Below are 19,661 nucleotides of genomic sequence, written 5' to 3' on the forward strand. Positions count from 1 at the left end.
CAGCCTGTTCCAAGAGAAAGCCACCTTCGGGTGGCTTTTCCGTTTTTCAGCCCCATGTAAGGCGGTATGCTGATGCCCTGCCGAGGAGAGTGAAATGGCCTACGATTTTGACCTGTATGTAATTGGCGCCGGTTCAGGCGGTGTGCGTGCGGCACGTTTTGCTGCAGGGTTTGGTGCCAAGGTGGCCGTGGCGGAAAGCCGCTACCTGGGGGGCACCTGTGTCAACGTCGGCTGCGTGCCGAAAAAGCTGCTGGTATACGGCGCGCATTTCTCCGAAGAGTTTGAGCAAGCCAGCGGGTTTGGCTGGTCCCTGGGCGAAGCGAATTTCGATTGGGCGACCCTGATCGCGAACAAGGACCATGAGATCAACCGCCTCAATGGCATTTATCGCAACCTGCTGGTCAACAGTGGCGTGACCCTGCATGAGGGGCATGCGCGTCTGGTTGATCCGCATCAGGTCGAGATCAATGGTGAGCGCTTTACCGCGAGGCACATCCTGATTGCTACCGGTGGCTGGCCGCAGATCCCGGAAATTCCGGGGCATGAACACGCCATTGGTTCCAATGAAGCGTTTTTCCTCAAGCAACTGCCCAAGCGCGTACTGGTCGTCGGCGGTGGTTACATCGCCGTTGAGTTTGCCGGCATCTTCCATGGCCTCGGCGCCCAGACAACGCTGTTGTATCGCGGCGACCTGTTCCTGCGTGGTTTTGACGGCTCGGTGCGCACCCACCTCAAGGAAGAGCTGACCAAGCGCGGCCTCGATCTGCAATTCAATGCCGATATCGAACGTATCGATAAGCAGGCGGATGGCAGTCTCAAGGCCACGTTGAAAGACGGTCGTGTGCTGCAGGCCGATTGCGTGTTCTACGCCACCGGCCGTCGCCCGATGCTGGATAATCTCGGGTTGGAACACACGGGCATCAAGCTCGACAAGCGTGGTTTCGTTGAGGTGGACGACCTTTACCAGACCGCCGAGCCGTCGATCCTGGCCATTGGTGACGTGATCGGTCGCGTGCAGTTGACGCCGGTTGCCCTGGCCGAAGGCATGGCGGTGGCGCGACGCCTGTTCAAGCCTGAACACTATCGCCCGGTGGATTACGCCATGATCCCCACGGCGGTGTTCAGCCTGCCGAACATCGGTACGGTTGGCCTGACCGAAGAAGACGCGAAAGCGAAGGGCCATAAGGTGCAGGTGTTCGAAAGCCGTTTCCGGCCGATGAAGCTGACCCTCACCGACTGCCAGGAAAAGACCCTGATGAAATTGATCGTCGACGCCGACACCGACAAGGTGCTGGGTTGCCATATGGTCGGCCCGGATGCCGGCGAAATCATCCAGGGCTTGGCAATTGCGCTGAAAGCGGGCGCGACCAAGCAGCATTTCGACGACACCATCGGCGTGCACCCCACGGCGGCGGAAGAGTTCGTCACCATGCGCACGCCTGTGGCGGGCTGATCAAGCGTCGGGTGTTGCCTCTGGCGTCGCTGCAACGGCGGCCGCCAGGCGCAACGCCTCGATACTGGCCTGGGCCTTGATCAGGTCCAGTTCCAGGCGCTTGTTGGTGTGCTGGTGCTCGGTCAGCGCCTGTTGGCGTGACTGGCTTTCCAGCAAGGCAACCCGTAGACGCTCCTGAAGCAGGGTGCGTTCGCTGTCAATCAGGCTGACCTGTTCGCTCAGCTTGAGCTGATGGGCCTGGTCCTTGCGCGATTGCTCCTGCAACGCCGCCAATTCCTTAGCGGTCACCCGATGTTCGATCAATAGCCGCTCATTGTCGCGATGCAGTTGGGTGATTTCATCCTGGCGCACCATGGCGCTCTGCTGCGCCTGGCGTAACTCCGCCTGCACTTGTTGCAACTGGCCTTCATGACGGCGCTGTTCCTGTTCGCGCTGCTCCTTGATCGCGTTGCGGTAGTGCTCCAGCGCATCCCGGGCATGCACGTGTTTTTCTTCCAGCGAACGAATCTGTTCGTCCTTGTCGTTGATCCGCAGCTCGTAATCGCTGCACGCCTGGCTTAGCCCGGCGTTACGGGTTTGTTCGGTCTGCAGGCTGGTGCTGGCGGTTTGCAGTGCAGCGCTTTCTTCCGCGAGGGCGGCGGCCTGGATGTCGAATTGTTGCTTGAGTTGGCTATGGGCCTCTTCAAGGGTCTCCAACTGGGCGAGCAGGGCGGCTTTCTGCTGTTCGAATTGCGCCAGGGCCAGGTCGATAGGCTCCTGGGCTTTGTCTTTCAAACGCTGCGCCAGACGCGCGACGAGTTCGCCAAGCTCTTCATCGATCGGGGCTTCGGTGATGGTGAGACGGGTTTCGCTCTCCTCCAACTCCTTCAGATAACGATGAATGGTGGTTTTAGAGCCAGTGTTGCCCATTTCGATGCGTATCGCGTCGATGCTGGGGTTTTCGCCGCGGGCGAGGATCGCCAGGCGTGCCGTTTGAACAACTGCTTTGTTTATGCCGCCGCGAGCCATGGGGTCTCCGTCGATTTAGTACTGTGGTATGTATTATGTATTTACATACTATATCACGGACTAAAATGCGTTGAAATTCATGATTTAACAGATGGGATATTGGCGTATTATCCCGTGTCATACGCTTTTAATCCGCCAATGCGCCCGCCAGCAGTACGAATAGGCCCCTCCATGAGCGATCTGGACCGTTATCTCAACGCCGCCACCCGCGACAACACCCGACGCAGTTACCGCGCGGCCATCGAGCACTTCGAAGTGAGTTGGGGAGGGTTCCTGCCTGCGACCAGTGACAGCGTGGCGCGCTATCTGGTCGCGCATGCGGGGGTGTTGGCGGTCAACACGCTGAAGCTGCGGCTGTCGGCACTGGCGCAGTGGCATACAAGCCAGGGTTTTCCCGATCCGACCAAGGCGCCCGTGGTGCGCAAGGTGCTCAAGGGCATTCGTGCCGTACACCCTGCTCGGGAGAAGCAAGCCGAGCCGTTGCAGCTCAAGCATCTGGAGCAGGTGGTTGCCGCGCTTGAGGTAGAAGCGAAAGAGGCGGCGCTGGCACACGACTCGCCACGCTTGCTGCGCGCCAAGCGCGACACTGCACTGATCCTGCTGGGCTTCTGGCGCGGTTTTCGCAGCGATGAGCTGTGTCGCCTCGACATCGAGCACGTCCAGGCCACGCCCGGTGCCGGCATCAGCCTGTACCTGCCGCGCAGCAAAAGCGATCGCGACAACCTCGGCAAGACCTACCACACCCCGGCGCTGCTGCGCCTGTGCCCGGTGCAAGCCTACAGGGAATGGCTCAGCGCCTCGGCGTTGGTACGGGGGCCGGTGTTTCGCGGTATCGATCGGTGGGGCAATCTGGGGGAAGAGGGCTTGCACCCCAACAGCGTGATCCCTCTGCTGCGCCAGGCACTTGAGCGCGCCGGCATCCCCGCCGAGCAATACACCAGTCACTCGCTGCGCCGGGGTTTTGCGACGTGGGCCCATCGCAGCGGTTGGGATTTGAAGTCATTGATGAGTTACGTCGGATGGAGCGACATGAAATCCGCCATGCGCTATGTTGAAGCAACGCCCTTCCTTGGGATGACATTGGCGGCTCCACCACTGCTTTGAGATTTCTTCTATTAATACAGTCACCTGATAGAGAAACCCAATCGTGAGCATCAGGTTTGCCAATGAGCCATCGGCCGAGAGAGTGGGTAGGATTCACCTCATCAACTTATCAAGCCTTTTTAAACCCTGACGGAGAGTCAACGATGCCTATCATCAACAGCCAAGTAAAACCGTTCAAAGCCACCGCATTCAAAAACGGCAGCTTCGTAGATGTGACCGACGCTGACCTGAAGGGCAAGTGGTCGGTGGTCTTCTTCTACCCAGCCGACTTCACTTTCGTTTGCCCGACCGAGCTGGAAGACCTGGCTGACAACTACGCCGAGTTCCAGAAGCTGGGCGTCGAAATCTACAGCGTTTCCACCGACACCCACTTTGCCCACGCTGCCTGGCACAACACTTCGCCAGCCATCGGCAAAATCCAGTACACCATGATCGGCGACCCAACGCTGACCATCTCCCGCAACTTCGACGTACTGATCGAAGAAGCTGGCCTGGCGGACCGCGGCACGTTCGTGATCAACCCGGAAGGTCAGATCAAGATCGTTGAACTGAACGACGGCGGTGTTGGCCGTGACGCTTCCGAGCTGCTGCGCAAGATCAAGGCTGCTCAGTATGTAGCTGCCCACCCGGGCGAAGTGTGCCCAGCCAAGTGGAAAGAAGGCGAAGCCACCCTGGCTCCGTCCCTGGACCTGGTCGGCAAGATCTAAGTCTGTGAAACACCTCAGGGCGGAATTTGCCGCACCTTAAGTAAGCTGCACCGCCCTCGAAACGCCCGGGCGATATTCGCTCGGGCGTTTTTTTGTCTGTACTAAACCGAATTAACAGGAAATCGCCCGTATGTTGGACGCCAATCTTAAAGCTCAGTTGAAGTCATACCTGGAACGGGTCACCCAGCCGATCGAGATCGTCGCCTCCCTCGACGACGGTGCGAAATCCCAGGAAATGCTTGCCCTTTTGCAGGATGTAGTCAGCCTCACCACGCTGATTACCCTGAACACCGATGGCGATGATGCGCGCAAGCCGTCGTTTTCCGTCAACCGCCCGGGTGCCGATATCAGCCTGCGTTTCGCCGGCATCCCCATGGGCCATGAATTCACTTCGTTGGTGCTGGCCCTGCTGCAAGTCGGTGGCCACCCGTCGAAGGCCAGTGTCGAAGTAATTGAACAGATCCGTAGCCTCAAAGGCGAGTTCAGCTTCGAGACTTACTTCTCACTGTCCTGCCAGAACTGCCCGGACGTGGTCCAGGCGCTCAACTTGATGGCCGTGCTCAACCCGAACATCCGCCACGTCGCCATCGACGGCGCGTTGTTCCAGGCGGAAGTCGACGAGCGCCAGATCATGGCAGTGCCAAGCGTCTACTTGAACGGTGTGAACTTCGGCCAGGGCCGCATGGGCCTGGAAGAAATCCTCGCCAAGCTCGACACCAGCGGCATCGAAAAAGCCGCCGAGAAAATCAGCGCCAAGGAGGCCTTTGACGTCCTCGTTGTCGGCGGTGGCCCGGCCGGTTCTTCGGCAGCCATCTACGCCGCGCGTAAAGGCATTCGCACCGGCGTTGCCGCCGAGCGCTTTGGTGGCCAGGTGCTGGACACCATGTCCATCGAGAACTTTATCTCGGTACAGGAAACCGAAGGCCCGAAACTGGCCAGCGCACTGGAAGCCCACGTTCGCCAGTACGACGTGGACATCATGAACCTGCAACGTGCCAGCAGCCTGATCCCGGCGAAAAACGCCGGCGACTTGCACGAAATCCGTTTCGAAAGCGGCGCGAGCCTCAAGTCCAAGACGGTGATCCTGGCCACCGGCGCGCGCTGGCGCGAAATGGGTGTACCGGGTGAGCAGCAATACAAGGCCAAGGGCGTGTGCTTCTGCCCGCACTGCGACGGTCCGTTGTTCAAGGGCAAGCGCGTGGCGGTGATCGGTGGCGGTAACTCCGGCGTTGAAGCGGCCATCGATCTGGCGGGCATCGTCAGCCACGTGACCTTGCTTGAGTTCGATAGCAAGTTGCGCGCCGACGCTGTCTTGCAGCGCAAGCTCCACAGCCTGCCGAACGTTGACGTGATCACCAGTGCGCTGACCAGCGAAGTGAAAGGTGATGGCCAGAAAGTCACTGGCTTGGCGTACAAAGATCGCGACAGCGGTGAGTTCAACACCATCGACCTGGAAGGGATCTTTGTGCAGATCGGTCTGCTGCCCAACACCGATTGGCTCAAAGGCACCGTAGAACTGACTCCGCGCGGCGAGATCATCGTCGATGCCCGTGGCGAGACTTCACTGCCAGGTGTGTTCGCAGCGGGTGACGTAACGACGGTGCCGTACAAGCAGATCGTGATTGCGGTGGGCGAGGGCGCCAAGGCTTCCCTGAGCGCTTTCGATCACTTGATTCGCACCTCCGCGCCGGCGTAAATGCCAACCGGAAATGAAAAACCCCATGAGCGATCATGGGGTTTTTTATTTACATCGGTGCGGGCTGGATAATCTCGACCCAGTACGCATCCGGGTCCTTGATGAAGGCCAGGCTCTTCATGCGACCATCGCTCAGGCGCTTCTGAAAGTCACAGCCCAGGGCTTCGAAGCGTTCGCAGGCGGCGACGATGTCCGGCACCGAGATGCAGATATGGCCAAAGCCACGTGGATCGGTGTTGCCGTTGTGGTAGGCGAAGTCGGCATCGTTTTCGGTGCCGTGGTTGTGGGTCAGTTCCAGGATGCCCGGGATCGACTTCATCCACTGGGTGCGTTCGACTGCGTCGGCCGGGATCTGGGATTTGTCCACCAGGGCCAGGAAGTACAGGCTGAATTCGGCTTCCGGGAAGTCGCGCTTTTCAACCAGGGAAAAACCCAGGACGCGGGTATAGAAATCCAGCGACTTGGTGATGTCCTTGACCCGCAGCATGGTGTGGTTGAACACAAAATTCGTGGTGGCGCTGTCAGGTTGGGCAGTGACGCCCGGGAAGGTGTTCAGTTCGTGCAGGCTCATGGGCCCTCCAGAAAAAAGTGGGGCAAACGCTGCTCTAAGAGATGAGCGGTTCCTTGGCTTGCGGCTGGCATCCGTGCAACCCGGCCATGATACGCAAGGCCTGCGCCGGGCGCCAAATGAAAAAGCCCACGCAGGCCTTGCGACCCAAGGGTGCCGAGGCTCAGACTTCTGTGCTTGAACCTTGGGTAGTGTTGGCAATGATCGAATTTCGTAAACCACTGTTGAGTGCTGTGTGTTTGCTGTTGGGCAGTTCCTTCGTACTGGCGGCCGACCCGCAAATTCATTGGCCCAGCGGCTGGCAGATCGAAGACGTGGTGCCTGACGAGGCGGCCCCTGCAAAGCCTCAGCCGGCGTCTCGGCAGCGAGCAATCAAGAGCGATGAAAATGGCGCCACCTTGATGGTCATGGAATTGACCGGTACGCCAATTGAAGCGGGGCACAAGGTTAACCTGCAAGGCGTGCTCTTGGAGATGCGCAAGTCCATCCAGAAGGATTTTGCCCAGGGCGGTTATCAAAGTGTGTGCAGCAAGATGCGCCCGACAACATTGAGCCGTCTTGACGCGCTGGAAACTACTTGTGTGATTACAGAAAACGGCCGCCATGTGCTTTCTCAAACATTAGTGGGTGCGGTCGATACCGATAAAGCCTATGTTTTTTCATACGCAGGGCAGGCTGATGCCTACGAGGCAAGCAAGGATGAAGTCAGTTCGGTGCGCGATAGCCTGAAACTTTAGTTGTGCAATGTCCGATGATTCTGAACACGATGAAAAGTTATTTAATTCGTTTTGGAATCGTTGAATAAAAAAGCCCCGCATGTGCGGGGCTTTTTGTTAGTGCGGTGCGATCAGCCGCGAAGCCAGGAGTCTACGGTGGCGGCGCCGTACTCTTCTTTCCAGGCCTTGAGGCCCCGGTGGTTGCCGCCCTTGGTTTCGATCAGCTCGCCGGTGTGCGGGTTCTGGTAAACCTTGACCACGCGTGCGCGGCGCTGTTTTGGTGCGGCAGCGGCGCTGACGTTGGACTTGCCCGGGTTTGGATCAAGGATGGAAATGATGTCGCGCAGGCCTTTGCCGTAGGACTTCATCAGGGCTTGAAGCTTTTCTTCGAATTCGATTTCCTTTTTCAGGCCGGCATCGTTCTTCAGGGATTCCAGCTGCGCAAGCTGCTCTTGAAGGGCTTTTTCTGCTGCGCGAAATTCGGCGAGTCTGGACAAAATCTGTACTCCAATAGTGTAGTTGGCTGATATCAACGGCAGACAAAGCTATAAGCCAAGCGCTTTAAGGCGACCCAGGAAAGAAGTCGTCCTGCGAATGCTGCACAGGCAGGAAAATTGTAGTAGTTAATCCGCCGTGAGTAAATCACGTCTTTTGTCTAAACAACATTATTTCAGCGCGTTGAGTGTATGGCTAATCAATGGCTGCCCAGTAATTTAATGAACTCTTCGCACGGCAACGGTCTGCCGAACAGATAGCCCTGCAGGAAATCCACACCTTGTGCGGCCAGGTATTCGCACTGTTCAGCGGTTTCCACACCTTCAGCAACGATGCCCAAGTCGAGCTTGCCGGATAACTCTATGATGCTGTCCAGAATATGCCGAGAGAGTGCATCGGCGCCGATCATGGCGACAAAACTCTGGTCGATCTTCAAATAGTCCACATTGAAGTTGCGCAAGTAAGTCAGACTTGAGTGGCCGGTGCCAAAGTCATCAATCGCGATCATCACCCCCAGTTGATGCAGCGCGTCGAACAGCTGGCGCGTGATATCGCTGGGCACGATCAGCTCGCGCTCGGTCAACTCCAGCACCAGAGTCACCTGGCCCACGGCGAACGCACCGAGAAACTCACGGCAGTCATCCACCAGCGCCAGGTCCTGGCAATGGCGGGCGGTGATATTCACGCCGATGTGGAACCCAGGACGCAAGCGCGCTGCGTGAGGTGCCAGTTGCGCGGCAGTCTGGCGCAGCAGGGCGCGGGTCATCGGCACGATCAGCCCCGAGTGCTCGGCCAGCGGAATAAACAGGTCGGGGCGCACCAGCCCCTCCTTCGGGTGTTGCCAGCGCATCAGCACTTCGCAGCCGGCCCATTCGCGGGTATCGCCGCGTACAACCGGTTGGTAGTAAGCAATGAACTCGTTGGCGCCCAGCGCCCGTTGCAGTTCATGGGTCGGTGCCGATGAGCGCTTTTGCAGCCAATGCGCCAACAGGCCCGCCAGCACGCCAAAGAACACCACCAGGCTGAACGGCGCTGGGTATCGGGCTTGCATGTAGCGCCACACCTCGCCGGCCGGCATGCCCGCCTCGACACGGTAGCGATAGCGCTCGGATGCCAACTGGTGATGGGCCACCGCAAATACCGGCAGCGGGCTCTCATGTACCGTGCCATCGGCCGCCAGCCAATGCGGGCCCACTTGCAGCATCAGGTGGGCATAACGGCTGATCAGGCGCAGCGTGTTGGTCAGGTGATAACCGTCAATCGACGCAAAAGCTGCTTTATCGCCGTCTACCAGCCGATAAACCAGCACGGCGGTGTCCGGCGTAACCGGATTGCCATTCATCAGCCATAACTGGCCATCCACATAGTCTTGCGGGTTGACCGGCGACTCATAATTGCCGCCGAACAAAGAACTGCAATAGATGTTTTTTTGCCAGGATAAGGTGGTCGCACGTACGAACGGCCCGCGTGTAACCTGTTCGCGCAGCGCCAATTGCGTGGCGTTGTCGCATGGTTGCCCGGCCAAAGGCAGCAGCGCCTGGGCGGCGAGTGCGGCGTTGTCGAGCATCAGGTCGAACTGGCGCACTGCTTCCTGGGCGGTCTGGGCGGTGTTTTGTTGCAGGGTACGCTCGGCTTGCCAATGCAAGATGACCACCCCGAGCGCAACGGGCAGCAAGGCACTCAAGGAGGTGATCAGGTAACGACTGGCGCGTTTTCGCGGGCCGTTGACGGTCAGGGGCATGAAGTGAACGGCCTGTTGCAAAGGTCAGATTCAATCGATGATAGATGGCTCGCTCCAAATTAGCTCGCGGTACCTAGCCATTTGGCCAGTATGCAGCGCTACAGCGCCAGGCCCTGGGCAATACGAATAAAGGCGAGTGTCGCCGGCGAAGACTGGCGTCGGTCGAGTACGGCGAGGCCAACCCGACGTGGCACTCGCGGTGACAGCGCTCGCTGCACATAGCGCGGATCACCCGCCATCGGTAAGGATGCCTGCGCCACCACACTCACGGCATCGCCCAGGCTGACGGTCTCCAGGGTGCTTAACAACTGCGAACAGCGATAACGCACGTTCGGCGTCAACCGCGCCTCGTTGAACAGGCGCACCACCAGTTCAGCGGAGCCGGCCTCGGTCAGGGCGAATGGATCGTCGCACAAGTCCTTGAGGCTCACCTGCTCGCGCGCGGCCAGCCGATGCCCTGCCGGCAACAGCGCCACCATCTGGTCTTCGAACAGGGCGAAGGTGTCGAAGCGTTCCTGTTCCAGCACCACAAAGCCGATGTCGATACGGCGCTCGTCGAGCCACTGGATGACTTGCCTGTCCGGCCCCTCGTCCATATGCACTTCGATACCTGGGTATTGCAGCCGAAACCGGCTGAGGATTTTCGGCAGCAGGCAGGTCGAGGCGGTCGGCCCGAAGGAACCGATGCGCAGCGTGCCGCGTTTCATGCCCCGCGCATCCGCCGCCTCCTGCTGCAAGGTGTTGGCCAGGCCAAGCATGGCCCGGGCGCGGCCCAGCAACTGCGCGCCAATATCACTGAGTTCCACCTGGGTTTGGTGACGCCTGAACAGCGACACTCCCAGTTCCTGCTCCAGGCCCTTGATTGCATGGGACACCGCCGATTGGCTGATACCCAGGCGGTGGGCCGCGCTGGTGAAACCTTGCAGTTCGGCGACCAGGGAAAAAATTTCGAGTTGGGTCAAGGTCATGAGTCATCACTCATTTTACGATGAGGACGTATTACCAGAAGAATGGGCCAATCCCAAGTCATAAGAGTCAACTCCCGTGCATTTACCTTCGGACCGCATCACTTACCTGAAGCTGGCCGCCGTCACCATGATCTGGGGCGGGACGTTCGTGGCCGGTCGCTACCTGAGCGAGGCAGTCGACCCCTTGCTGGCGGCCAGCCTGCGGTTTGCGCTGGCCAGCCTGGCGTTGCTCGCGTTTATGGGGTTCGCGCGCATCCCCTTGGCCCGCCCGAGCCTGCGGCAGATGACGTACCTGGCGATGCTGGGTTTCTCCGGCATCTTTTTCTACAACCTGTGTTTCTTCTATGGGTTGCAGTACATCAATGCATCCCGGGCCTCGCTGATCGTGGCGCTGAACCCGGCGGTCATCGCACTGGCGTCATGGTGGTTATTCAAGGAGCGCCTGAGTGCCGGCAAGGTCACGGGTATTGCGCTATGCCTGATGGGCGCCGCCCTGGTTATCGTCAGTCACAGCCCCCAGGTGCTGAGCGAAGCACCCGGCACCTGGCGTGGGGACCTGCTGATTTTCGGCTGCGTAGCGGGGTGGGGCGTCTACTCGCTGCTTTCCCGCGAACTGAACCAGAGCCTCGGGCCGTTGCAGACGGTGACTTGGTCGATATTGTTGGGCACCCTGATGCTCATCGTCGTTACGCTGGTCATGGGGCGTTTCAGCCTGGAGGCCATGGGCCGCCTGCATTCCCCCCAAGTACTGAGCCTGATGTACCTCGGTGTGTTGGGCTCGGCGCTGGCTTATATCGGCTATTACGACGGCATCCGCCAAATCGGCGCGACACGCGCCGGCGTGTTTATTGCGCTGAACCCGCTCACCGCCGTGATCTGTGGCGCGTTGCTGCTGGGTGAACAGTTGACCCTGCCAATGATGACCGGCGGGGCCGTGATCCTGTTGGGTATCTACCTGTGCAACAAACCCCTTGCGAAGGCCAAGGCAATGGGGATTTGATAAGAGTACGGACAAATACGGTTACGCTGTGTAGAATCGATTTACGCATACAAGAATATGGACTTGCGCTCACGCAAGCCTAAGCCGTCAGAGACTGATGACACCATGAAGCTATTTGGCTGCGCCCTCATCTTTGGTGACTTCCTCGCCCGCAGCGTGCGAGGCCTTTCCTGCGCGCCACCCCGCAACCTCATCCTTGCTCGCAAATAACAGTCTTTATTACAAGAATGATGAGGTGCCACCATGGCAGATCTATACGAAAACCCAATGGGCCTGATGGGCTTTGAATTTATTGAGTTCGCATCGCCGACCCCAGGCACCCTGGAACCGATCTTCGAGATCATGGGCTTCACGAAAGTCGCCAGCCACCGCTCGAAGAATGTGCACCTGTATCGCCAGGGCGAGATCAACCTGATCCTCAACAACGAACCCAACAGCATCGCCTCCTACTTCGCGGCCGAGCACGGCCCGTCGGTGTGCGGCATGGCGTTCCGCGTCAAGGACTCGCAACAAGCCTACAACCGTGCCCTTGAGTTGGGTGCACAACCGATCCACATCGAAACCGGCCCGATGGAACTCAACCTGCCGGCGATCAAGGGCATTGGCGGTGCGCCGCTGTACCTGATCGACCGTTTCGGGGAAGGCAGCTCGATCTATGACATCGACTTCGTCTACCTCGAAGGCGTGGAGCGCAACCCGCAAGGTGCCGGCCTCAAGGTCATCGACCACCTGACCCACAACGTCTATCGCGGGCGCATGGCCTACTGGGCCAACTTCTACGAAAAACTGTTCAACTTCCGCGAAGCACGCTACTTCGATATCAAGGGCGAGTACACCGGCCTGACGTCCAAGGCCATGAGCGCGCCGGATGGCATGATCCGCATCCCGCTGAACGAAGAGTCATCCAAGGGCGCCGGGCAGATCGAAGAGTTCCTGATGCAGTTCAACGGCGAAGGCATCCAGCACGTGGCGTTCCTGACCGATGACCTGGTCAAGACCTGGGACGCGTTGAAGAAGATCGGCATGCGCTTCATGACCGCGCCGCCGGACACTTACTATGAAATGCTCGAAGGCCGCTTGCCGAATCACGGCGAGCCGGTGGATCAGTTGCAGGCGCGCGGCATCCTGCTGGACGGTTCTTCCGTCGAAGGCGACAAGCGCCTGCTGCTGCAGATCTTCTCGGAAACCCTGATGGGCCCGGTGTTCTTCGAGTTCATCCAGCGCAAGGGCGACGATGGGTTTGGCGAGGGCAACTTCAAGGCGCTGTTCGAATCCATCGAGCGCGACCAGGTGCGTCGTGGTGTATTGAACACCGACGAGGCGTAAATCCGTGTGGGAGCGGGCTTGCCCGCGATAGCGGTGGGCCAGCCAACATCAATGTTTGCTGGGCTGACATCATCGCGGGCAAGCCCGCTCCCACATTTCTGATCGGCATCAGGCCAAGTCCGCTGCCTTTATCAGGCTTTGCGTTGACGCACCAAATGCTTGAACCCTTCAAAGACCAGCACCATCACCGCCAGCCAGATCGGGATGTAGGTCAGCCATTCGCCGCCCTTGATCCCTTCCCCCAGAATCAGCGCCACGCCCAGCAACAGTACCGGTTCCACGTAGCTGAGCAGCCCGAACAGGCTGAACGCCAGCAATCGGCTGGCAATGATGTAGCTCACCAGCGCCGATGCGCTGATCAGGCCGAGCATCGGGATTAATGCGTACAGCTTCGGGTGTGCGTCCATCACTGCAAAACCTTGCTCGCCGCTCTGCACAAACCACCAGGCCACCGGCAGCATCAATGCCATATCCAGCCAGAGTCCGCCGAGGTGATCGGTCTTGAGGATCTTGCGCACGATGAAGTACAGCGGGTAACCGATGATCACTACCAGCGTGGCCCAGGAAAAACCACCGGCCTGGTACAGCTCGTTGAGCACCCCGAGCCCGGCGAAGAACACCGCGATCTTCTGCAGGTACGACAGCTGTTCACCCCACACCAGGCGCCCGGTCAGCACCATGGTCAGCGGCAGCAGGAAGTAGCCGACCGACACATCCAGGCTGCGCCCGTTCAGCGGCGCCCACATGAACAACCACAACTGCGCACCCAGTAAGGCTGAAGACACCAGCACGCCCCCGATCAGGCGCGGTTTGCCAGCCAGCCTGCGCACCAGCTGCCACACACGCCGCCATTCGCCGCTGACGATCATGAATACCGTCATGCAGGGCATGGTGAGCAACATGCGCCAGCCGAAAATTTCCAGGCCGCTCAAGGGCGTCAGCAATGATGTGAAGTAATACATCACGGCAAACAGCACCGAGGCCAAGACCGATAACACAACACCTTTAGACACACTGTCCTCGCGAAAGCCGATTTGAAACAAACAAAAAAGATAGGTGACGGATTATGGTGCTTTTAGTGGGCGAGGGGTGCGCTGTTTTGGGGCAAGGGACGGAAAATGACCCAAGAGGGTCGGTTTGAACAATGCCGATAGAATGTGAGGGCCGCCTCGCCGGAGCTCGACAGTCCCCAGATTGAATCCTGTGCTTACAGCGCGATTCGGCCAGAGACAAAGTGGCCCACGTCATTGAAGCCAGGTGTGGACGAATGCCCCGGGGTCACCAGCGCATCGATGAAGGCCTCATCTTCAGCCGTGATCTTCACGTCCAGGGCGCCGATGTAGGCGTCCCACTGCGCCTCGGTGCGCGGCCCGACAATCGCCGAGCTGACCGCCGAATTGTTCAACACCCAGGCGATCGCAAACTCCACGATCCCCACGCCGCGTCCCTGGGTGTATTGCTGGATCTGCTGAGCGATGCGCAGCGATTCCACGCGCCATTCGGTTTCCAGGATGCGTTTGTCCTGGCGCGCCGCGCGGCTGCCGGCCTCGGGCGTGACATCCGGGGCGTATTTGCCGCTGAGCACGCCACGGGCCAGTGGGCTGTAAGGCACCACGCCCAGGCCGTAGGCGGCTGCGGCGGTGATCTGCTCCACCTCGGCCTGGCGGTTGACGATGTTGTACAGCGGCTGGCTGATGACAGGTTTGTCCACCCCCAGGCGTTCAGCCACGCGGATCACTTCGGCGATGCGCCAGCCGCGATAATTGGACAGGCCCCAATAGCGGATCTTGCCCTGGCGGATCAAGTCGCCGATCGCCGACACCGTCACTTCAAGCGGGGTGTTGTGGTCTTCGCGGTGCAGGTAGTAGATGTCCAGGTAATCGGTGTCGAGCCGCGCCAGGCTGGCGTCCAGCGCATTAAAGAGGCGCTTGCGGCTCAGGCCGCTGCGGTTGGGCACTCCGTCGGCCGGGCCGAATCCGACTTTGGAGGCCACGATCCAGTCCTGACGCTGCCGCGCGATGGCCTCACCGACGATTTCCTCGGAGCGCCCGGCGGTGTAGACGTCCGCCGTGTCGATAAAATTGATGCCCTGGTCCCAGGCCTTGCCGATGATGCGCAGCGAGTCCTCGGTGCTGGTCTGTTCGCCAAACATCATGGTGCCCAGGGTCAAGGCGCTGACCTTCAAACCGGACTGGCCCAATGTGCGGTAAATCATGGATAACTCCTCACGGCAGCAAATGTGCTCCATGCAATACCAGACTCAGAGGCTCTGGGACAAGCCCTGCGGGGATTTCTTCAGGTGCCCAGCAATGCCTGACACCGCTCGAGCAAAAAGCGATGCAGCACCTTCACCCGTTCCGATACTTGCAGGCGGTGGGGGCACATCAGGTTGAACGGCGCAGGTTCCCCCGTCCAATCCTCGAACAGCGGCACCAACCGGCCGGCGGCAATATCCCCGACCACATCGAGCCTGGCCTTGTACGCGATACCGTGGCCCGCCAACGCCCAGCGCCGCACGATTTCCCCGTCATCGCTGAGAAAATCCCCGCTCACGTCGACCTCTTGCAACTGCGCGCCCTGGCGAAAGCGCCAGGTTTTGCTCACCTGGCCCTGGCGCATGTACCGCAGCGCGCTGTGCCGGGCCAGTTCCATCGGCTCACGGGGCATGCCGTGGCGCGCCAGGTACGCCGGGCTGGCACACGCGACGCGGCAATGCTCGGGCGCAATGGGCAGCGCCACCAGGCTGGAATCCTGGGGCACGCCGAAACGCAGGGCGATGTCCACGGTTTCGCGGAACAGGTCGGCGTTGCTGTCGTTGAGCATTAACTGCAAGCGAATATTCGGGTGCTGCGCTTTGAATTCATCCAGCCAACCCAGCACCACATTGCGCCCGAAGTCCGACGGTGCGGCCAACTGCAGCAACCCAGTCAGGCCCTGGCCTTGCTGCTTGAGCGCCTGTTCGCCTTCGGACAAGGCCGCCAGCGCCACGCGCACGCTGTCCAGGTAGCGCCGGCCTTCTTCGGTCAGGCGCATGCTGCGGGTAGAGCGCGCCAGCAGGCGAATGCCCAGTCGGGTTTCGAGGCGCTTGAGCGCAATGCTCGCGGCCGCCGGCGTCAAACCCAGGCCACGTGCGGCGGCCGACAGGCTGCCGGTGTCGGCGGTGCGCGCGAAGACTTCAAGGTCGAGGATCGAGCTCATTTGTAAAAATCCTTTAAAGATCTTGTCGTTTTACCCGGATTTTTCGTCGATTGCCAAGCTGGGAAGATGAACGCTCACTTTCTTCCCAGGAATCTCCCATGACTTCTCCTCTCAACGGCAAAACGGTCATTGTGATCGGCGGCAGCAGCGGTATCGGTGCTGCAGTGGCCAAGGCCGCCGCTGCGCGCGGCGCACAGGTGGTGCTGGCCGGGCGACGCTTGGCGTCCGGCGTTGAAAACGGCCTGCGCAGCGAACCGGTGGATGTCACCGATGCCGCGTCCCTGCAACGTCTGTTCGAGCGCGTGGGGCGTTTTGATCACCTGGTCTACACCTCGGGGCCGAGTGTGCGTGCCAAGCCATTGATCGAAACCGACCTGAATGAGGCGCAGGAAAACTTCAACGTGAAACTCTGGGGCTCGCTGCGGGCCATCCAGTTGGCACTGCCGTTTCTCGACGAACACGGCAGCATCAGCCTGACGTCCGGGCAACTGGGGCGCAAGCTGGTGCCGGGACAATTCGTCAAGGTCGGCATCAACGCCGCGACAGAAGCATTGGGCAAGCAACTGGCCAAAGAGCTGGCGCCACGACGGGTCAATGTGATCAGCCCTGGGGTGATTGATACCCCCGCGTATGCAGGGCTGGCCGAAGACCAGCGCCTGGCGATGTTCGCCAAGGCGGGCGGTGCATTGCCGGTGGGGCGAGTAGGGCAGGCGCAGGAAGTGGCGGCGGGGTATGTGCTGGCCATGGAAAATGGCTACATGACCGGCAGCGTGATCGACATCGACGGCGGCGGTCTCCTGTAAACACTGTACGACCAGGTGGGAGCTGGCTTGCCTGCGATGGCGATCGTTCCCACGCTCTGCGTGGGAATGCCGCCCCGGACGCTCTGCGTCCCGAAGCCGGCGCCTGTTTCAAGTAATGCGCAAGGAGACGCGGAGCGTCACGGGATGCATTCCCACGCAGAGCGTGGGAACGATCGATGTGTAGATACCTATGGCTATCGCGGGCAAGCCCGGCTCCCACACTGATCTCACTAGCCTTTGAGGGTACGCGTCATCCGCAGCGCCAACACGCTGCCGCCGACAATCACCGCCGCCAGCAGGTACAACGCCATATCCGTGGACCCGGTGGCATCCTTCACAAACCCGACGATATACGGGCTGAGGAAGCCGGCCATCTGGCCCATGGAGTTGATCAACGCCAGGCCACCCGCCGCCGCGCCCGCACTGAGCATGGCGGTAGGCACTGGCCAGAACATCGGCAAGCCGGTCAGGGCACCCATAGTCGCAATGGTCAGGCCCAGGATTGCAACGGCCGGGGTAGTGGCGAAATTCACTGCGATCACCAGGCCGACAGCACCCATCAACATCGGCACCACCAAGTGCCAGCGGCGCTCCTTGCGCAAGTCGGCGGAACGCCCCACCAGCAGCATGAACAACGCTGCCAGCAGATAGGGAATCGCACTGAGCCAGCCAATCACCAGGTTATCGCTGAACCCCAGGTTCTTGATGATCGACGGCAACCAGAAGTTGATGGCGTACACGCCGCTCTGGATGCAGAAGTAGATCAGGCCGAACGCCCAGATCGCCGGATTCTTGAACACCTCGGCCAGGGAGTCGGTGCTGGTTTTGGGTTTGTTCGCCAAGTCGGTCGCCTGGTCGGCTTCCAGCACCGCACGCTCATGGGGTTTGAGCCACTTGGCATGGGCGAAGCTGTCGCTGAGCAGGAAGTAGGCGAGGGCGCCGAGGATCACGGTGGGGATGCCTTGCAGCAGAAACATCCACTGCCAGCCTGCCAGGCCACCTTGGCCGGCGGCGAAGTGGTTGAGGATCCAGCCGGAGAACGGGCTGCCGAGCAATCCGGAGACCGGGATGGCCGACATGAACAGCGCCATGATCCGCCCACGGCGGAACGTCGGGAACCACTGCGAGAGATACAGCACCACACCGGGGAAGAAGCCGGCCTCGGCGGCGCCCGTGAACAGGCGCAGGGTGTAGAAGTGCGTCGGCGTGGTGACGAATAACAGGCAAGTGGACAGCGTGCCCCAGACAATCATCATCAACGCAATCCAGCGCCGCGGACCGAACCTGTTCAACGCCAGGTTGCTCGGCACGCCACACAGCACGTAGCCGATAAAGAAGATCCCGGCGCCGAGGCCGTATACGGTTTCGCTGAATTTCAAGGCGTCGAGCATCTGCAACTTGGCAAAGCCGACGTTTACCCGGTCGAGGTAATTGAACAGATAGCAGATGAAAATGAAGGGGATCAAGCGCAGGGTGATGCGCTTGTAGATGGCGTTTTTATCGTCATCGGTGGCCAAGGGGGTCGCGGCGCTCTGTGACATGGCAATCTCTCTTTATTATGATTTTTCGCGATGCGAGGGTAACGTTGATCGCCCATTGAGTCTCGGCCACCCGGCAGGCCGCTGTCTTTGTGCTCGCGCACAGCCACCCGAGCTTTGCGCTGTGCCGGTGAACAACCACGCATTCAAGGAAACTTAAATCGCATGTTCGAGCTTGATCATGACCTGGCGCAGGATATCGTCGATCGGACCATGGCGATCCTGCCCTACAACGTCAACGTCATGGACAGCCAGGGCCTGATCCTCGGCAGCGGTGAACCTGAGCGGATCAATACCCGGCACGAAGGCGCCCAACTGGTGCTCGCCAATGGCCGCGTGGTGGAAATCGACGGCCAGACCGCCAAGCACCTCAAGGGCGTGCAACCGGGGATCAACCTGCCGCTGATGCATGACGGGCGCCTGATCGGCGTGCTGGGCATCACCGGCGAACCGGAGGGCCTGCGTACCTACGCCGAATTGGTGCGCATGACCGCCGAAATGCTCGTCAGCCACCGCCACCAGCAGGCCGAGCAACAATGGCGACGCCAGCGCTGCGATGACCTGCTGGCCTTGCTGCTGGCCGACGCCGGTGAATCGCCGCGCCTGGTGGACGAAGCCCAGCAACTGGGGCTCAAGCCGCAACTGGCGCGCACGCCCTACCTGTTCGAGCTGGGTGCGGGGCAATCGGCGGACGCTTTGAGCGCCTGGCTGGCCTCGCGCTACCCGGACAGCTGGTGTGTCAGCTCGGCGCAGTACTCGCTGTTGTGGTGCCGGCCGGCGGCGGTACCGGTGGACAATCCACGGCTGCTGGAAAAACTCGAAGGCCTCGGCTGGAACATCCTGCGCGTGGCCGTTGGCGGGCAAGCGCAGGGGCTGTCGGGGCTACGGCGTTGCTATCGACGCGTCACAGATTTACTCGCCTATGGCCGCGATGTGCTGCCGCAGTCGCGCCTGCTGACGCTCAACCGCTATCGCTTGCCCGTGATGCTCTGGCGTCATCGAAACGACGACGCCCTCGACGAGTTGCTCAACCCCCTGCGCAAGGTGCTCGCCAAGGACGCTAATGGACAGCTGCTGGCCACGTTGCGCAGTTGGTGCGAACACGACGGGCAAAGCCAGGCATGTGCCGATGCGCTGGGCATTCACCGTAACAGCCTGCGCTACCGCATGGAGCGCATTGCCGAGCTCAGCGGCGTCGACCCGTTGACCCTGGACGGCATGCTCGCGCTCTACCTGGGCGTACAGCTGCTGCCCCAGGCTTTGTCGCAATGAACAACAAAGTGTATCCGTACTTGTGCATCGGACCGGCGTCAGCGGCCCTGCCAACTGGCAGCATGGGT

The 19,661-nt window shown here is 60.2% G+C and carries 18 protein-coding genes; 9 read left to right on the forward strand and 9 right to left on the reverse strand.

Annotated elements, in window-relative coordinates; all coding sequences use genetic code 11:
• Positions 1–94 precede the first annotated feature (94 nt).
• Positions 95–1,453 carry a glutathione-disulfide reductase gene (gene gorA, locus BLL36_RS24825; protein ID WP_076954245.1) on the forward strand — a complete coding sequence of 453 codons (1,359 nt, stop codon included), beginning with the start codon at positions 95–97 and terminating at the stop codon, positions 1,451–1,453.
• On the opposite strand, the gene BLL36_RS24830 is transcribed toward gorA, so the two are convergent.
• Positions 1,454–2,461 carry a DNA-binding protein gene (locus tag BLL36_RS24830; protein ID WP_076954246.1) on the reverse strand — a complete coding sequence of 336 codons (1,008 nt, stop codon included), beginning with the start codon at positions 2,459–2,461 and terminating at the stop codon, positions 1,454–1,456. It lies immediately after the preceding gene.
• Between the two features lie 171 nt (positions 2,462–2,632).
• Between BLL36_RS24830 and BLL36_RS24835 the strand changes: the two genes are divergently transcribed.
• The 3 genes from BLL36_RS24835 (at position 2,633) to ahpF (ending at position 5,968) form a co-directional block, all read left to right on the forward strand.
• Positions 2,633–3,565: a site-specific integrase gene (locus tag BLL36_RS24835; protein WP_076954247.1), complete on the forward strand. Its 933-nt coding sequence runs from the start codon at positions 2,633–2,635 to the stop codon at positions 3,563–3,565.
• A gap of 143 nt (positions 3,566–3,708) precedes the next feature.
• On the forward strand, positions 3,709–4,272 hold the full coding sequence (gene ahpC, locus BLL36_RS24840) for an alkyl hydroperoxide reductase subunit C (protein WP_003191303.1): 564 nt from the start codon (positions 3,709–3,711) through the stop codon (positions 4,270–4,272).
• A 130-nt stretch (positions 4,273–4,402) separates the two neighbouring features.
• Positions 4,403–5,968 carry an alkyl hydroperoxide reductase subunit F gene (ahpF, locus tag BLL36_RS24845; RefSeq protein WP_076954248.1) on the forward strand — a complete coding sequence of 522 codons (1,566 nt, stop codon included), beginning with the start codon at positions 4,403–4,405 and terminating at the stop codon, positions 5,966–5,968.
• A gap of 49 nt (positions 5,969–6,017) precedes the next feature.
• On the opposite strand, the gene gloA is transcribed toward ahpF, so the two are convergent.
• Positions 6,018–6,539, reverse strand: a complete 522-nt coding sequence (gene gloA, locus BLL36_RS24850) for a lactoylglutathione lyase (RefSeq protein WP_076954249.1) — start codon at positions 6,537–6,539, stop codon at positions 6,018–6,020.
• Positions 6,540–6,736: 197 nt separating this feature from the next.
• On the opposite strand from gloA, the gene BLL36_RS24855 reads away from it, so the two are divergent.
• A complete protein-coding gene (locus tag BLL36_RS24855) occupies positions 6,737–7,273 on the forward strand; it encodes a DUF4946 domain-containing protein (RefSeq protein WP_076954279.1) in 537 nt (178 codons plus the stop codon).
• A gap of 110 nt (positions 7,274–7,383) precedes the next feature.
• Here BLL36_RS24855 and BLL36_RS24860 read toward each other — a convergent pair whose 3' ends face one another.
• The 3 genes from BLL36_RS24860 to BLL36_RS24870 form a co-directional block, all read right to left on the reverse strand.
• The gene (locus BLL36_RS24860; protein WP_076954250.1) at positions 7,384–7,749 is read right to left on the reverse strand and encodes a histone-like nucleoid-structuring protein, MvaT/MvaU family; all 366 of its coding nucleotides are present in this window, start codon (positions 7,747–7,749) and stop codon (positions 7,384–7,386) included.
• A 197-nt stretch (positions 7,750–7,946) separates the two neighbouring features.
• Positions 7,947–9,488, reverse strand: coding sequence for an EAL domain-containing protein (locus tag BLL36_RS24865; RefSeq protein WP_076954280.1), 1,542 nt, complete (start codon positions 9,486–9,488; stop codon positions 7,947–7,949).
• A 98-nt stretch (positions 9,489–9,586) separates the two neighbouring features.
• Positions 9,587–10,456, reverse strand: coding sequence for a LysR family transcriptional regulator (locus BLL36_RS24870; protein WP_076954251.1), 870 nt, complete (start codon positions 10,454–10,456; stop codon positions 9,587–9,589).
• 76 nt (positions 10,457–10,532) lie between these two features.
• On the opposite strand from BLL36_RS24870, the gene BLL36_RS24875 reads away from it, so the two are divergent.
• Together BLL36_RS24875 and hppD are read left to right on the forward strand one after the other, a co-directional pair.
• On the forward strand, positions 10,533–11,456 hold the full coding sequence (locus BLL36_RS24875) for a DMT family transporter (protein WP_076954252.1): 924 nt from the start codon (positions 10,533–10,535) through the stop codon (positions 11,454–11,456).
• Between the two features lie 243 nt (positions 11,457–11,699).
• On the forward strand, positions 11,700–12,782 hold the full coding sequence (hppD, locus tag BLL36_RS24880; protein ID WP_076954253.1) for a 4-hydroxyphenylpyruvate dioxygenase: 1,083 nt from the start codon (positions 11,700–11,702) through the stop codon (positions 12,780–12,782).
• 131 nt (positions 12,783–12,913) lie between these two features.
• On the opposite strand, the gene rarD is transcribed toward hppD, so the two are convergent.
• From rarD to BLL36_RS24895, 3 genes are all read right to left on the reverse strand, one after another.
• The gene (rarD, locus tag BLL36_RS24885; protein WP_076954281.1) at positions 12,914–13,795 is read right to left on the reverse strand and encodes an EamA family transporter RarD; all 882 of its coding nucleotides are present in this window, start codon (positions 13,793–13,795) and stop codon (positions 12,914–12,916) included.
• 194 nt (positions 13,796–13,989) lie between these two features.
• Complete coding sequence (locus tag BLL36_RS24890) at positions 13,990–14,997, reverse strand: aldo/keto reductase (RefSeq protein WP_076954254.1); 1,008 nt, start codon at positions 14,995–14,997, stop codon at positions 13,990–13,992.
• Positions 14,998–15,077: 80 nt separating this feature from the next.
• On the reverse strand, positions 15,078–15,980 hold the full coding sequence (locus tag BLL36_RS24895) for a LysR family transcriptional regulator (protein WP_076954255.1): 903 nt from the start codon (positions 15,978–15,980) through the stop codon (positions 15,078–15,080).
• A gap of 98 nt (positions 15,981–16,078) precedes the next feature.
• Here BLL36_RS24895 and BLL36_RS24900 point away from each other — a divergent pair, with 98 nt between their 5' ends.
• Positions 16,079–16,783 carry an SDR family oxidoreductase gene (locus BLL36_RS24900; protein WP_076954256.1) on the forward strand — a complete coding sequence of 235 codons (705 nt, stop codon included), beginning with the start codon at positions 16,079–16,081 and terminating at the stop codon, positions 16,781–16,783.
• 230 nt (positions 16,784–17,013) lie between these two features.
• Here BLL36_RS24900 and BLL36_RS24905 read toward each other — a convergent pair whose 3' ends face one another.
• Complete coding sequence (locus BLL36_RS24905; protein ID WP_076954257.1) at positions 17,014–18,324, reverse strand: MFS transporter; 1,311 nt, start codon at positions 18,322–18,324, stop codon at positions 17,014–17,016.
• Positions 18,325–18,486: 162 nt separating this feature from the next.
• Between BLL36_RS24905 and BLL36_RS24910 the strand changes: the two genes are divergently transcribed.
• A complete protein-coding gene (locus BLL36_RS24910; RefSeq protein ID WP_076954258.1) occupies positions 18,487–19,593 on the forward strand; it encodes a sugar diacid recognition domain-containing protein in 1,107 nt (368 codons plus the stop codon).
• Positions 19,594–19,661 lie beyond the last annotated feature (68 nt).

Origin of the sequence: Pseudomonas cedrina subsp. cedrina (genome assembly GCF_001983175.1) — a bacterium.
Classification (GTDB): Bacteria; Pseudomonadota; Gammaproteobacteria; order Pseudomonadales; family Pseudomonadaceae; genus Aquipseudomonas; species Aquipseudomonas cedrina.

Bases quoted from the DNA above. Each gene is read 5' to 3' on its own strand.
- gorA (WP_076954245.1), top strand. From the start codon at position 95: ATGGCCTACGATTTTGACCTGTATGTAATTGGCGCCGGTTCAGGCGGT.
- BLL36_RS24830 (WP_076954246.1), bottom strand. From the start codon at position 2,461: ATGGCTCGCGGCGGCATAAACAAAGCAGTTGTTCAAACGGCACGCCTG.
- BLL36_RS24835 (WP_076954247.1), top strand. From the start codon at position 2,633: ATGAGCGATCTGGACCGTTATCTCAACGCCGCCACCCGCGACAACACC.
- ahpC (WP_003191303.1), top strand. From the start codon at position 3,709: ATGCCTATCATCAACAGCCAAGTAAAACCGTTCAAAGCCACCGCATTC.
- ahpF (WP_076954248.1), top strand. From the start codon at position 4,403: ATGTTGGACGCCAATCTTAAAGCTCAGTTGAAGTCATACCTGGAACGG.
- gloA (WP_076954249.1), bottom strand. From the start codon at position 6,539: ATGAGCCTGCACGAACTGAACACCTTCCCGGGCGTCACTGCCCAACCT.
- BLL36_RS24855 (WP_076954279.1), top strand. From the start codon at position 6,737: ATGATCGAATTTCGTAAACCACTGTTGAGTGCTGTGTGTTTGCTGTTG.
- BLL36_RS24865 (WP_076954280.1), bottom strand. From the start codon at position 9,488: ATGCCCCTGACCGTCAACGGCCCGCGAAAACGCGCCAGTCGTTACCTG.
- BLL36_RS24870 (WP_076954251.1), bottom strand. From the start codon at position 10,456: ATGACCTTGACCCAACTCGAAATTTTTTCCCTGGTCGCCGAACTGCAA.
- hppD (WP_076954253.1), top strand. From the start codon at position 11,700: ATGGCAGATCTATACGAAAACCCAATGGGCCTGATGGGCTTTGAATTT.
- BLL36_RS24890 (WP_076954254.1), bottom strand. From the start codon at position 14,997: ATGATTTACCGCACATTGGGCCAGTCCGGTTTGAAGGTCAGCGCCTTG.
- BLL36_RS24895 (WP_076954255.1), bottom strand. From the start codon at position 15,980: ATGAGCTCGATCCTCGACCTTGAAGTCTTCGCGCGCACCGCCGACACC.
- BLL36_RS24900 (WP_076954256.1), top strand. From the start codon at position 16,079: ATGACTTCTCCTCTCAACGGCAAAACGGTCATTGTGATCGGCGGCAGC.
- BLL36_RS24905 (WP_076954257.1), bottom strand. From the start codon at position 18,324: ATGTCACAGAGCGCCGCGACCCCCTTGGCCACCGATGACGATAAAAAC.
- BLL36_RS24910 (WP_076954258.1), top strand. From the start codon at position 18,487: ATGTTCGAGCTTGATCATGACCTGGCGCAGGATATCGTCGATCGGACC.